The sequence below is a fragment of the Corynebacterium sp. genome (assembly GCF_012837295.1).
GTDB lineage: Bacteria > Actinomycetota > Actinomycetes > Mycobacteriales > Mycobacteriaceae > Corynebacterium.
In genome coordinates, this window is the sequence record NZ_DURI01000378.1 from 1 (window position 1) to 12,723 (window position 12,723).

The 12,723-nt window shown below is 69.9% G+C and carries 13 protein-coding genes; 6 read left to right on the top strand and 7 right to left on the bottom strand.

Going from position 1 to position 12,723, the window contains the following annotated elements:
- Positions 1–631: carboxyl transferase domain-containing protein (locus GX015_RS12645; RefSeq protein ID WP_291345490.1), on the bottom strand; the 631-nt coding region annotated here is incomplete at its 3' end.
- A gap of 210 nt (positions 632–841) precedes the next feature.
- Between GX015_RS12645 and GX015_RS12650 the strand changes: the two genes are divergently transcribed.
- Positions 842–1,690, top strand: a complete 849-nt coding sequence (locus tag GX015_RS12650) for a biotin--[acetyl-CoA-carboxylase] ligase (RefSeq protein WP_291345491.1) — start codon at positions 842–844, stop codon at positions 1,688–1,690.
- A 2-nt stretch (positions 1,691–1,692) separates the two neighbouring features.
- Positions 1,693–2,163 carry a PH domain-containing protein gene (locus GX015_RS12655; RefSeq protein WP_291345492.1) on the top strand — a complete coding sequence of 157 codons (471 nt, stop codon included), beginning with the start codon at positions 1,693–1,695 and terminating at the stop codon, positions 2,161–2,163.
- A 21-nt stretch (positions 2,164–2,184) separates the two neighbouring features.
- Here GX015_RS12655 and GX015_RS12660 read toward each other — a convergent pair whose 3' ends face one another.
- Positions 2,185–3,681 (bottom strand): DUF1846 domain-containing protein, encoded by a 1,497-nt coding sequence (locus tag GX015_RS12660; protein WP_291345493.1) that lies wholly within the window; start codon positions 3,679–3,681, stop codon positions 2,185–2,187.
- A 125-nt stretch (positions 3,682–3,806) separates the two neighbouring features.
- Between GX015_RS12660 and GX015_RS12665 the strand changes: the two genes are divergently transcribed.
- Positions 3,807–5,054 (top strand): 5-(carboxyamino)imidazole ribonucleotide synthase, encoded by a 1,248-nt coding sequence (locus GX015_RS12665; RefSeq protein ID WP_291345500.1) that lies wholly within the window; start codon positions 3,807–3,809, stop codon positions 5,052–5,054.
- Between the two features lie 69 nt (positions 5,055–5,123).
- Complete coding sequence (purE, locus tag GX015_RS12670; protein WP_291345494.1) at positions 5,124–5,648, top strand: 5-(carboxyamino)imidazole ribonucleotide mutase; 525 nt, start codon at positions 5,124–5,126, stop codon at positions 5,646–5,648.
- Between the two features lie 5 nt (positions 5,649–5,653).
- Here the strand turns inward: purE and GX015_RS12675 are convergent, their stop codons facing one another.
- From GX015_RS12675 to ugpC, 5 genes are all read right to left on the bottom strand, one after another.
- On the bottom strand, positions 5,654–5,869 hold the full coding sequence (locus GX015_RS12675; RefSeq protein WP_291345495.1) for a hypothetical protein: 216 nt from the start codon (positions 5,867–5,869) through the stop codon (positions 5,654–5,656).
- Positions 5,870–5,891: 22 nt separating this feature from the next.
- Positions 5,892–6,734: a carbohydrate ABC transporter permease gene (locus tag GX015_RS12680; RefSeq protein ID WP_291345496.1), complete on the bottom strand. Its 843-nt coding sequence runs from the start codon at positions 6,732–6,734 to the stop codon at positions 5,892–5,894.
- On the bottom strand, positions 6,731–7,819 hold the full coding sequence (locus GX015_RS12685; RefSeq protein ID WP_291345501.1) for a carbohydrate ABC transporter permease: 1,089 nt from the start codon (positions 7,817–7,819) through the stop codon (positions 6,731–6,733). Before GX015_RS12685 ends, GX015_RS12680 begins: the two co-directional genes overlap by 4 nt.
- Before the next feature lie 224 nt (positions 7,820–8,043).
- A complete protein-coding gene (locus tag GX015_RS12690; RefSeq protein ID WP_291345497.1) occupies positions 8,044–9,306 on the bottom strand; it encodes an ABC transporter substrate-binding protein in 1,263 nt (420 codons plus the stop codon).
- A 158-nt stretch (positions 9,307–9,464) separates the two neighbouring features.
- Positions 9,465–10,655, bottom strand: a complete 1,191-nt coding sequence (gene ugpC / locus GX015_RS12695) for a sn-glycerol-3-phosphate ABC transporter ATP-binding protein UgpC (RefSeq protein WP_291345498.1) — start codon at positions 10,653–10,655, stop codon at positions 9,465–9,467.
- Between the two features lie 280 nt (positions 10,656–10,935).
- On the opposite strand from ugpC, the gene GX015_RS12700 reads away from it, so the two are divergent.
- Both GX015_RS12700 and GX015_RS12705 read left to right on the top strand, forming a co-directional pair.
- Entirely contained in the window at positions 10,936–12,177 is a 1,242-nt protein-coding gene (locus GX015_RS12700; protein ID WP_291345499.1) for a histidine kinase, read from the top strand.
- A gap of 84 nt (positions 12,178–12,261) precedes the next feature.
- The coding region (locus tag GX015_RS12705) for a response regulator transcription factor (protein WP_291345502.1) at positions 12,262–12,723 on the top strand (462 nt) is incomplete at its 3' end.

Sequence of the window (12,723 nt, forward strand, 5' to 3'; positions counted from 1 at the left end):
CGAAGTCGGTCAGGGCGGGGGAGTAGGCGTTGCCGCCGGCGCAGGCGCCGAAGATGACGGAGATCTGGGGGACGACGCCGGAGGCCTTGACGTTGTAGTGGAAGGTCTGGGCGATGTAGTCCAGGGACACGGCGCCGTCCTGGATGCGGGCGCCGGCGCCCTCGTACAGGCCGACGATCGGGCGGCCGGTCTTGATGGCCAGCTGCTGCAGCTTCACCATCTTCTCGCCGTAGACCTCGCCGAGGGCGCCGCCGAAGACGGTGCCGTCCTGCGAGAAGACGCAGACCTCGCGGCCGTCGACGGTGCCCCAGCCGGTGACGATGCCGTCGGTGGCGGGACGCTTGGAGTCCATGCCGAAGTCCTTGGTGCGGTGGCGCGCCAGGGCGTCGGTCTCGACGAAGGAGTCCTCGTCGAGGAGGTGGGCGATGCGGTCGCGGGCGGTCATGCGGCCCTTGTCGCGGACCTTCTGGTGCGCGGCGGGGCCGACGGGCATGGTGGCCTCGGCGCGGCGGCGGAGCAGGTCCTCGTTCTTCGCCGCGGTGGTCTGCGGCGGACGGTCGTCGCCGAACTCGGCGGCGGACGCGGCGGCGGTGTCCTGATCGGCGGGGAGCAAACGTGAGGAGAAGGTCATGTTTGAGGAAGATAGCGTTTGGAGCCGAAAAGGTGAAGTCAGTGCCGTGTGACAAATGTCACTTGCCAAAACCGTAACCCGCTGGGTGGCGAACGGTGTTTTCCATACGTACAGGTCACGGGGAAATAACGGTAATGTAACGGTGGTGTTCGGCCCGCAAAGTTTTTTCGCGTTCGGGAGGATCCGCACCCCCCGCTAGACTGCGATGCCATGAGCCACGACCCCCGTTCCCCGTTGGATGCCGCCGCCTTGCGCACCGCCCTGCCGCGGTGGCGCAGGGTGCTCGCGGTGGAGTCGACGGGTTCCACGAACATCGACGTCACGCGCATGGTCGCGGAGGGCGCCCCGGACCGTGTCGCGGTCGTCGCGTCGGAGCAGACGGCGGGCCGCGGCCGGTTGTCCCGGTCGTGGACCGCGCCCGCCGGCGCCTCCATCGCGGTGTCGGCCCTGTTCCGCCCGGAGGGAGTGCCCCCGGAGGACCTCGGCCTGTTGTCGCTCGTCGCCGGCTTGGCGGTGGTGGACATGGTCCGCGATGAGGCGGGGTTGCTTGGCGACGATGCCGGGGAAGGCCCCGAGGTCGGGCTGAAGTGGCCCAACGACGTGTTGCTCGGCGGCCGCAAGCTGTGCGGAATTCTCGTGGAGGCCGCGTCGATCGCGCCCCCGGCGCTGGTCGTGGGCATCGGCGTGAACGTGGATCTGCGGGAGGACGAGCTGCCGGTGCCGCATGCGACGTCGCTGGCCCTGGCCGGGGCGTCGAACCTGGACCGCACGAAGCTGGCCGCGGCGCTGCTCGATGCGCTGGATCGCCGCGAGCGCCAGTGGCGCGAAGATCGTGAGGCGATGATGGCCGACTACCGCGCGACGTGTCTGACGCTGGGCACCCGCGTGCGCGTGGAGCTGCCCGGCGGCGGAGAGTTGATCGGCGAGGCCGTGGACATCCTCGACGACGGCGAACTGGTCGTGCGGGACGAGTCGGGGCGGAACCGCACGGTCACCGCGGGCGACGTGCGCCATTTGCGCGCGGTCGACGGCGGCTACGCGGGGGAGGCGAAGAAGTAGGCATGGCCTTGCCCTCCTTTCCCTGGGATGAAATGGACGACGGCGAAGACGTCCTCCTGGACACCAATCCGGTGTTCGGCCGCTTGACGTGGCCGTTGCTGGAGCTCGCCGCGATCACGGGCGTGATCTGGCTGCTCGTGGGCTTCATCGACTCGCCGCGCATCGCGCCGGGGGACCTCGCCGGTCTCCGGGACGTCCTTCTCTTGATGTGGCCGATCCTGGTGGCGTGGCGCGTCGTCAAGCCGGGATTGGAATGGCTCGGGGAACGGTTCGTGCTGACGGACCGGCGGATCATCCTGCGCCGGGGGCTGCTGCGGCCGCGCGTGGTCACGGTCGATCTGCGCTCGGTGCGGGGCGTCGACCGCCGCGGCAACGTCCTGCAGCTGCGGGTGTCGCCGTTCGGGCCGCCGATGGCCATCCGCGACGTGCCGGCCACCCGCAAGGTGGCGAAGATGGTCAACCGGATGACCTGACCGGCGCCGATCGGAGCGGGGTTACCGCTTCCGGTAGAGCTGCTTGACCTGGTACTCCGGCTCGGAGGTGACCAGGATGCCCAGGTGGCGGAAGATCCCCTCGTCCACGGAACCGAGGATGGTCGTGGTGTGGGCGTCGCAGCCGCGGAGGTTGGCCAGCTCGTCGAGGGCGCGGCGGGCGTTGTCGTCGCCGTCCGCGGACACGGACAGCGCGATGAGCACCTCGTCGGTGTGCAGGCGGGGGTTGCGGCTGCCCAGGTGGCGGGTCTTCAGCGTCTGGATCGGCGCAATGGACGACGGCGCGAGCAGGTCGACGCGCGGGTCGATGCCGGCCAGGTGCTTCAGGGCGTTGAGCAGCATCGCCGCCGAGCAGCCCAGCAGCGGAGACGTCTTGCCGACGATGATCTCGCCGTCCGCGAGCTGGATCGACGACGCGGGGGCGCCGGTTTCCTCGGCCAGCTCCAGGGCGGGCTTGACCACGGGCCGCGACCGGCGGTTGAGGCCCAGCTTGCCCATGATGATGGCGATGCGGTCGGAGACGATCGGGTCGGCCTCGTCGCGGCGCTCGTCGACCAGCGCCTTGTAATAGCGGCGCACGACCTCCTGCTCGGCGGCGTGGCGGCACACGGCGTCGTCGGAGATGGCGAAGCCCGCCATGTTCACGCCCATGTCCGTCGGCGACTCGTACGGCGACCGCTCGGAGATCAGCTCCAGCAGGTGCTTGAGCAGCGGGAAGACCTCGACGTCACGGTTGTAGTTGACCGCCTGCTCCCCGTGGGCGGACAGGTGGAAGGGGTCGATCATGTTGACGTCGTCGAGGTCGGCCGTCGCGGCCTCGTACGCCATGTTCACGGGGTGATCGAGCGGCAGATTCCAGATGGGGAACGTCTCGAACTTCGCGTAACCGGAGGTCACGCCGCGGACGTGCTCGTGGTAGATCTGCGACAGGCAGGTGGCCAGCTTGCCGGAGCCGGGGCCGGGGGCGGTGACCACGACGACGTCGCGGGTGGTCTCGACGTACTCGTTGCGGCCGAAGCCGTCCTCCCCGACGATGCGCTCGGTGTCGGCGGGGTAGCCGGGGATGACGTAATGCAGGGACACCGTCATGCCCAGGCGCTCGAGTCGGGTGCGGAACGCCGCGGCGGCCGCGTTGCCCTCCTCATATTGGGCGAGCACCACGTGCTGGGTCAGGAAACCCCGCTCGCGGAAGACGTCGACCAGCCGCAGCAGGTCTTCCTCGTAGGGGATGCCCAGGTCGGCGCGGACCTTGTTGCGCTGCAGGTCCCGGGCGTTGATGCACACCAGGATCTCCATGTCGTCCTTGATGCGTTCGAGCATGGCGATCTTGTTGTCCGGGGTGAACCCGGGCAGGACGCGCGAAGCGTGCATGTCGTCGAAGAGCTTGCCGCCCATTTCGAGGTAAAGGCGGCCGCCGATGGATTCGCGGCGCCGGCGGATGTGCTCGGACTGAAGGTTGATGTACTGGTCGCGATCGAATCCCACGGCATGATCCTGCATGGACACCCATCGTAGCCGCCCCGGGAACCGGCGCAGGCCGTCGGTCGGCAGCCGCCTATGATGGACGCGTGACCGCACCGGAGAACAGCCAGATCAATTCCGACGACGCATCCGCCGACCGTCCCGTGCCCGCCAATCCGGCGCATGCGCCGGGCATGCCCGTCGTCACCGTCATCGGCGACGGCCAGCTGGCCCGCATGATGCAGACCGCCGCCATCGAGATCGGGCAGTCCGTCCGCCTCCTGGCCGGTTCGCGGGATTCGTCGGCCGCGCAGATCTGCCGCGACGTCGAGCTGGGGGATTACACGGACCTCGAGGATCTGCGCCGCGCGACCCGCGTGCGCGCCGACGGCACGATCCGCCCGGTCGACGCCGTGACCTTCGACCACGAGCACGTGCCCACCGAGCATCTCCGCGCGCTGCAGGCCGACGGCATTTCCGTCCAGCCGGGCCCGGATGCCCTGGTCAACGCGCAGGACAAGCTGGTCATGCGCAAGCGCCTCCGCGAGATCGGCGCCCCGGTGCCGCCGTTCATGGCCATCGAGTCGGTCGAGGACGCCATCGGCTTCTCCGAGGTCGTCGCCGGAAAGGTGTGCCTGAAGGCCCGCCGCGGCGGCTACGACGGCCACGGCGTGTGGTTCCCGGACGCCGAGGAGCTGCCGGCGCTCGTCGACAAGCTCCTGGCCGACGGGGTCCCGCTCATGGCCGAGAAGAAGGTCGACCTGGCCCGCGAACTGTCCGCGATGTGCGCCCGCACCCCCTCCGGCGAGGTCAAGGCCTGGCCGGTCGTGGAGTCGGTGCAGCGCGACGGCATCTGCGTGGAGGCCATCGCACCTGCTCCGGGGCTTGACGACGGCCTGGCGTCGCGCGCCCGCGACCTGTCCGTGCGGGTCGCCGAGGAACTTGGCGTGACGGGCGTGCTGGCGGTGGAGCTGTTCGAGACGCGGGATGCCGCGGGGCAGCCGGAGATCTTCGTCAATGAGCTGGCCATGCGCCCGCACAACACCGGGCATTGGACGCAGGACGGATCGGCGACCGGCCAGTTCGAGCAGCACATGCGCGCCGTGCTGGACTACCCGCTCGGCGACGCCGACCCGACCGCGGCGGTGACCGTCATGGCCAATACGCTCGGAGCCGACGAGGATCCGGACATGCCGATGAAGGACCGCTTCGCCGCCGTGTGGCGCCGCTTCCCGCACTCGAAGATCCACTGGTACGGCAAGGGCTACCGCGCCGGGCGCAAGCTGGGCCACGTCAACGTGCCGGGCCAGGACGGTTCGCCGGAGGGCGTGGCGGCGACGCGGCGCGAGGCGGACCTGGCGGCGGGCTACATCGTCAACGCGGTGTGGGCAGACGGGTACGTGGAGAAGTAGGCCGGGCCGTAAACGGGCCGAAACCTGCGGGAACATACGGGACTTGACCGAGTGATGGAGGACGGAAACATGACCGCGAAGTTGAATGGCGTCGACGGGCCGCTGGTCGGCCTGATCATGGGCAGCGATTCGGACTGGCCGACGATGCAGCCGGCGGCCGAGGCGCTGGCCGAGTTCGGCGTGCCCTTCGAGGTGGGCGTGGTCTCCGCGCACCGCACCCCGGAGCGGATGCTGGACTACGCGAAGTCGGCGGCCGGGCGCGGCCTGAAGGTGATCATCGCCGGCGCCGGCGGTGCGGCGCATCTGCCGGGCATGGTCGCCTCGGCGACGCCGCTGCCGGTCATCGGCGTGCCGCGCGCGCTGGAGAACCTCGAGGGCATGGATTCCCTGCTGTCCATCGTGCAGATGCCCGGCGGCGTGCCCGTGGCCACCGTCGGCGTCGGCGGCGCGAAGAACGCGGGCCTGCTGGCCGTGCGCATCCTGTCCGCCGGCCACCCCGAGTTGGTGACGGCCATGGAGCAGTACCAGGCCGACATGCGCGACGCCGTCCTGGAGAAGGACAAGAACCTGCGCGACAGCCTGATGGGGGAGTAGCCGACCTAGGCCAGGTCCCGCCACTTCCGCCAGATGATCACGTCGACGACGACGAAGAGCAGCAGCACGAAGCTCAACGTCACCGACGGGTCGCCGATGGCGATGCGGTAGGCCGCCCACGCCCCGATGACGAGGGTCCAGAAGAACATGAACCCCGCCACCGCCTCCACCCGCATTCTGCGGGCCTTGGCGTCGTGGCGGGGTTGATGCGTTCCGGTCATGTGAAGCGAGTCTAGGCGGTGGTCACGCCTTCACGCCGCCGGCGGTGAGGCCGGAGACGATCCACTTCTGGAAGATGAGCACCATGATCACCAGCGGAATGGTGACCAGGGCACCGGCCGCCATCGTCGCGGCGTACGGGTACTCGAACGCCGACGGGCCGGTGAAGCGCGCGATGGCCACGGTGACCGGCTCGGTGGAGGTGTTCGACAGCTGTCGCGCGAGCATGAACTCGTTCCACGTGGCCACGAACGCCAGGATCGCGGTGGTGAACAGCGCCGGGGTGGCCAGCGGGAGGATCACCATGCGGAACGCCTGGCCGCGGGTCGCGCCATCGACGCGGGCCGCCTCCTCGAGCTCCCAGGGCAGGTCGCGGAAGAAGCTGGTCAGGGTGTACACCGTCAGCGGCAGGACGAAGGAGATGTTCGGGATGATCAGCGCCTGGTAGGTGCCGATCCACTTCAGCTCGCCGAAGAGCTGGAACAGCGGGGTCACCAGCGCGATGCCGGGGAACATCGACGCCGCCAGGATGATGCCGGTGACGAAGCCCTTGCCGGGGAAATCCATCCGCGCCAGGGCGTAGGCGGTGAACACGCCGACGGCCAGGGCGATCAGCGTCGTCGCCCCGCCGATGATCAGCGAGTTGAAAATCGCCCCGAGGAAGTCGTTGCCCTTGTCGGTGGCCAGGGCGTCCTCGAAGTTCTGCATCGTCACGTGCGTGAACCACGGCGTCGTGTCGAACGTGTGCGCTTTGTCGCGCAGCGCGGTGACCAGCATCCAGTAGAACGGCGCCAGCCCCCACACGAGGATGAGGATCACGGCCAGGTAGTTGCCGGCCCAGGAACGGATCCGCTTTCCGGTGGTCATCGGTCCATCTCCTTCCGGGCGGTGGCGGCGGTCATCGCGGGCGGGCCCGCGGGGACGTCGGCGGCGCGCGATGCGCCGGCGTCGTCGGGGGACCCGGGCTCGGCTTTGCGACGCCCGCCGGCCCACCATCGGCCGCGCCGGTTGCCCGAGCCGTCCTTCATTCCCCGCGACCCGGAGACGTCGGCGCCGAGGAAGCGGATCATCACGAACGCGACGCCGAAGATGAGCAGGAACACCAGCGTCGACAGCGCCGACGAGGAGTTGAAGTTGCCCTGGCGCATGTCCTCGACGACCAGCTGCGAGATGGTCGCGGTCGGGGAGTTCGACGACGAGGAGATCATGATCACGGGCAGGTCGTACATGCGCAGCGCGTCGAGGGTGCGGAACAGCACCGCGACCATCAGCGCGGGCTTGACCAGCGGAAGCGTGATGTGCAGGAACCGCTGCCACGGGGTGGCGCCGTCGACGCGGGCGGCTTCGTGGACGTCCTTGGGGATCATCTGCAGGCCGGCGAGGATGAGCAGCGCCATGAACGGCGCCGTCTTCCACACGTCGGCGACGATCACCGCGGACCGCGCCGCCCAGGGGTCGGTGGTCCACCGGATCGCCTCGTCGGTGAAGGGCGACAGCAGCTTGTTGGCGATGCCGAAGTCCGCGAAGATGAACTGCCACAGCTTCGCCGTCACGGCCGTCGGGATGGCCCAGGGGATGAGCACCGCCGCGCGCAGCATGCCGCGCCCGGCGAAGTCCCGCGCCATGATCAGCGCCATGCCCAGGCCCAGCAGGGTCTCCAGGGACACCGTGACCACGGCGAAGAACAGCGTGATGCCCACCGCGGGCCAGAAGTCCGTGGACAACGTGCCGGGCGCGCAGGTTCCCACGGTGCCGTCGGAAAGCATGCAGCGCTGCGTGAGCCAGTACAGGTAGTGCTGGAATCCGGCGAAGCCGCCCTCGACGAACATGCCCGTGTCGGGGTCGATGTGCCGGTCCGCCTGGAAGGACAGCCAGATGGCGCGGAGGATCGGGTAGCCGATCACCACCGCCAGCACCGCCAGCGCCGGGCCGACGAGCCACAGGGCCTTCAGCTTCGATTTCGGGCCCGTGCGGGCCTTTCCGCGGCCGGGGGCGGTGCTCCCGGTGCTGTCCGGCGGCACCGGCTTGCGGTGCTTGCCGACGGTCGACGTGGACACGTTCGACTCTCCTCGAATTCTCGTGCGGCCCCGTGGCGGGGGCGGGGCTCCCGGCGGATGGTGCGTCGCCGGGAGCCCCGGGATGTGCGGGTCGGGTTACCCGCGGGTGGCGCCGGACGCTACTTGGAGGCCTGCTCCAGCGCGGCCTTCATGTCGGTGATCGCCTGGTCGACGTCTCTCGTGCCGTTGATGGCGGCGTAGGCGTTGTCCTGGACGGCCTTGGACATGGCGGCGTAGTACGGGGAGACCGGGCGCGGCTTGGCGTTCTCCAGCGACTCCTTCAGGGCCGGCAGGTAGGGGAACTTCTCCACCAGCGCCTCATCGTCGTAAATGGAGGCGAGCACCGGCGGGAAAGACTCCTCGGCGAAGCCCATCTGGCTCTCCTCGGAAATGACGAACTCCGCGAAGTCGCGGGCCGTGGCCTTGTTCTCCGAGTGGGCGTTGATGCCGTTGTTGTAGCCGCCCAGCGTGGAGACGCCCACGCCGTCCGGGCCGACCAGCGGGGTGACCTCGAACTTGCCGGCGACCGGGGTCTCGTCGGCGGCGTCGAACATGTACGGCCAGTTCACGGCGTACGCGGACTGCTCGTTGGTGAAGGCCTGCATGGTCTCCTCCTCCGTCGCGCCCGTGGACTCCTTCGTGATCGTGCCGTCGCCGTAGGCGTCGACCAGCGCCTGCAGGCCGGCCTTGGCCTCCGGGGTGTCGACGGTGACGTTGCCCTGATCGTCGATGAGGGAACCGCCCCAGGCGTGGATGGCGCCGAGGGTGTTCACGCTCAGGCCCTCGTACTGCGACAGCTGCAGCGTCAGGCAGCCCTTGTCCTCCGGCAGCGCCTCGCACGAGGTGCGCAGCCCGTCCCAGTTGGCCGGGGCCTCGGGGATGAGCTCCGTGTTGCGGTACAGCAACTGGCCGTTGGTGTTCTGCGGCACGGCGTAGACGGTGCCGTTGTAGGTGGCGGAGTCGACGGCGGGCTGCAGCAGACCGGAGGTGTCGACCTCCATGGCGTCCTGCAGCGGGACGAGGTAGCCGTTGGCCGCGAACTCGGCCGTCCACGTGACGTCGAGGGCCATGACGTCGAACTCGCCGGAGGAGGACTCCAGGGACTGGACGAGGGTTTCGCGCTGGGCGTCGGCTTCGCCCGCCAGCTCATGGACCGTGACCTCTTCCTCGGGGTTCTCGGCGTTCCAGCGCTCGGCGATCTTCTGCACCTTCTCGATGTCGTTCTTGCCCATCGCGAAGGTGATCGGGCCGCGGGCGTCCTGGCCCTCGTTGGCCGCGGCGTTGTCGGTGCCGCCGCCACCGTTGTCGTCGCTGGAGCAACCGGCCAGGACCAGGCCGGAGACGGCGAGCCCGGCGAGGAGAGACTTGCGGAATGAGACCATGATGGTCGTCCTTTCGTGTCCGTGAACGTCCCCGGCAATCGGGGGTTGTGGTCGAGCTTAAATGTTATGTGGGGCGAATCACAGGGTTGTTTAAGGTGGCCCGGTTGAGTAAGCGTCGCGGCCGTTTCGCGCGCGGGGCGCGGGCGTCGGCCCCGGGGTCAGTTCAGCCGCAGCCCGGACTCCGCGTCGAACAGGTGCAGCTTGGCGGGATCCGGGACGATGGTGACGCGCGCGCCGACCGGGGGAGCGGCGCCGTCGCCGACTCGGGCGATGAGCGGCTCGGCGGTGGCGGAAGAGGCGGCGGTGGAGTTGGCGCCGGAGGCGGATCCGGCGGCGCCGTCATTCGCGTGGGCGTAGACGTAGGAGTCCGCGCCGAGCTCCTCCACGAGCGCGACGGTCGCGGGGATGCCGAGTGCGCTCCCCGCCGCTCCTCCGCCCGCACCCGCGTCAGATCCTCCAAGCGCGCCGTCACCAGCACCGCCGCCCAGCGTCGTGTCCTCGGGGCGCACGCCGACGATGACGTCCCGGGCGCCGCCCCCGGCGGTCCCGAGGGCGGCGGCATCGACGGGGATGCGCTGGTCGCCGAGGACGATCGCGCCGTCGTCAAGCCGGGCACGCAGCAGATTCATCGACGGGGAACCGATGAACCCCGCGACGAACACGTTCGCCGGCCGGGCGTAGAGCTCCTTCGGCGGCGCGACCTGCTGCAGGATGCCCGCGTCGAGCACCGCCACGCGGTCGCCCATGGTCATCGCCTCGACCTGGTCGTGGGTGACGTACACCGTGGTCACGCCCAACTCTCGCTGGAGGGCGGCGACCTGGGTGCGGGTCTGCACGCGCAGCTTCGCGTCGAGATTCGACAGCGGCTCGTCCATGAGGAACACCTGCGGCTCGCGGACGATCGCCCGGCCCATGGCCACGCGCTGGCGCTGGCCGCCCGACAGATCCTTCGGCTTGCGGTCCAGGTACGGGGTCAGGTCCAGCATCTCGGCGGCCTTCTCCACGCGCGCGTTGCGCTCGGACTTGCCCACCTTGGCCAGCTTCAGGGCAAATCCCATGTTCTCGCGCACCGACATGTGCGGGTACAGGGCGTAGTTCTGGAACACCATCGCGATGTCCCGGTCCTTCGGGTCGTCGTGGGTGACGTCGCGGCCGTCGATGAGGATCCGGCCATCCGTCACCTCCTCCAGCCCCGCCAGCATCCGCAGCGACGTTGATTTGCCGCAGCCCGACGGGCCGACGAGCACCAGAAACTCCCCGTCCGCGATGTCCAGGTCGAGGTCCTTCACCGTGGGCGCATCCGCGCCGGGATACGTGAGCTGCACTCGCTCGAAAGTGACGGTCGCCATGAAATCAAGCTAGCAGAGGCGCCGGTCACCATCGGCCAGTGTTCGAACGGCGGCCCGGCCGGTGAATCTCATACCCGGGGACGATGGCGCGATCCGGCCGCCGCGCTAGTTTTGGGGCACGCCAGGTCTCACTCTCGGCCGCGGCCCCGGCCAAGATTCCGGTGGCGCCGGCCCACGCCGTTTCGCGGGCGCCGACGCCGGGTCCGGCCCCGAGCTTCCGCGCCTCGGTCTGCTTTTCGACGCGCTCGTCGCGGCCGTCGCCATGCTTTTCGCCGCGAGCATGGATTCCGACTTCCTCTACGCGCCGATGGTGACCATGCCGGGCCAGGAGACCCCTCCGGCGTGGCTGCGCAGCGTGCTCGTGGGGTGGGTCATCGTCGCCGGGGCGGTGCTGGCGGTGCGCCGACGGTATCCGCAGGTGGCCAACGTCGCGCTGCCGGGGTTGCTGGTCGTGCACCTGATCATGCTGCCGACGGGCTACGCGTCCTTCATCGTCACCGCGTTCACGGTGCATCATCTGGGCCGTTTCGTCGGACGCCGCTGGTTCGTCCCGGTGTGGATCGCGTTGGCCGCGGGCACCTTCACTGCGCTGACGTTCCGGGCGGGGTACCTGTTCATCGAACCCGAGGTCGGCGTCGTGTTCACCCCGGTCGCGTTGGCGGTGCTCGGCTTCTTCTGGATGCTCGGCCTCAACGGCCGCCGCCGCGACCAGGAGCTGTTGGCGCTCCGCGACCGCGCGGAGCTCGCCGCCATCGCCGAGCGCACCCGCATCGCCCGCGAGATGCACGACATCGTCGCCCACTCGCTCACCGCCGTCATCGCGCAGGCCGACGGCGGCCGATTCATCGCGGCGAAGCACCCGGACAAGGCCGTCGAGGCGCTGGAGAACATCGCTTCCACCGCCCGCGATTCGCTGGGGCAGATGCGCCAGTTGCTGTCGGTGCTGCGGGATCCGGCGGATCCCGGGGAGGGGACATCGCGTGACGACGCCCCGGCGCCCGCACGGCTCGCCGCATCCGGCGGTACCGGCGGCCGCGACTCCGCGACGTCGGATCGCGCCGAGCCAACGTCCGCGGCCGCGGGTTCCGGGCCGAAGAATCCCGCCGCCGAGTACACGCCGATGCCGGGATTGGACGCGCTGCCGCAGCTCGTCGCCGAATCCACCCGCTCGGGTCTGCGCGTCACCTTCACCGAGGAGGGCACCCGGCCCACCGTCGGCGCGACGACTCAGCTGACCATTTACCGGATCGTCCAGGAATCGCTGACCAACGCCCTGAAGCACGCTGGCCGGGTCGCCGTGGACGTGCGGCTCGAATGGGACAAGCGCGGATGCACCATCGCGGTGCGCAATGATGCGGGGCCGGGCAGCGTGGAGGTCGAACCGTCGTCAAGCGAAAGCGGCCCGCGCATCGGCCGGGGAATCACGGGAAGGCGCGAGCGCGTGGCGCTGCACGGGGGCACGCTGGACGTCGACGACGGGCCCGGCGGCTTCACCGTCACCGCGCGCCTGCCCAAGGGGTGAGCGGCGCGGGCGCTGCGGCGAGCCGGGGGGAACGGAATGGACGGGGGACTGGTGCGGAATGAGCGAGGAAGCGAGATGGAAGAGATGACCGACGACGTGATCACCGTGGCGCTGGCCGACGACCAGGCCCTGGTGCGGGCCGGTTTCGCCATGGTCGTGGACTCGCAGGACGACATGGAGGTCGCCTGGCAGGCCGACGACGGGCTCGCGGCCGTCGACAAGGCCGCGGAGACGACGCCGGACGTGATCCTCATGGACATCCGCATGCCGGGCCTCGACGGGATCGAGGCGACGCGGCGGATCCTCGCCGCGGCCGGAACCGGTGTGGCAGAGGAGGGCGCAGGTGGGCCGGTCGCCGATGCTCCGGGGCCGCGCATCCTGGTCCTGACCACCTTCGACGTCGACGAATACGTCACGGACGCCATCGCCGCCGGTGCGTCCGGGTTCCTGCTCAAGGATGCGGCGCCCGAGGAATTGCTCGCCGCGATCCGCGACGTCGCCGCCGGCGATTCGGCGCTGTCGGCGCGGTCGGCGGCCCGGCTGATC

Coding starts and splice junctions, on each gene's coding strand:
- GX015_RS12650 (WP_291345491.1), top strand. CDS start 842: ATGAGCCACGACCCCCGTTCCCCGTTGGATGCCGCCGCCTTGCGCACC.
- GX015_RS12655 (WP_291345492.1), top strand. CDS start 1,693: ATGGCCTTGCCCTCCTTTCCCTGGGATGAAATGGACGACGGCGAAGAC.
- GX015_RS12660 (WP_291345493.1), bottom strand. CDS start 3,681: ATGCAGGATCATGCCGTGGGATTCGATCGCGACCAGTACATCAACCTT.
- purE (WP_291345494.1), top strand. CDS start 5,124: ATGACCGCGAAGTTGAATGGCGTCGACGGGCCGCTGGTCGGCCTGATC.
- GX015_RS12675 (WP_291345495.1), bottom strand. CDS start 5,869: ATGACCGGAACGCATCAACCCCGCCACGACGCCAAGGCCCGCAGAATG.
- GX015_RS12680 (WP_291345496.1), bottom strand. CDS start 6,734: ATGACCACCGGAAAGCGGATCCGTTCCTGGGCCGGCAACTACCTGGCC.
- GX015_RS12690 (WP_291345497.1), bottom strand. CDS start 9,306: ATGGTCTCATTCCGCAAGTCTCTCCTCGCCGGGCTCGCCGTCTCCGGC.
- ugpC (WP_291345498.1), bottom strand. CDS start 10,655: ATGGCGACCGTCACTTTCGAGCGAGTGCAGCTCACGTATCCCGGCGCG.
- GX015_RS12700 (WP_291345499.1), top strand. CDS start 10,936: ATGGATTCCGACTTCCTCTACGCGCCGATGGTGACCATGCCGGGCCAG.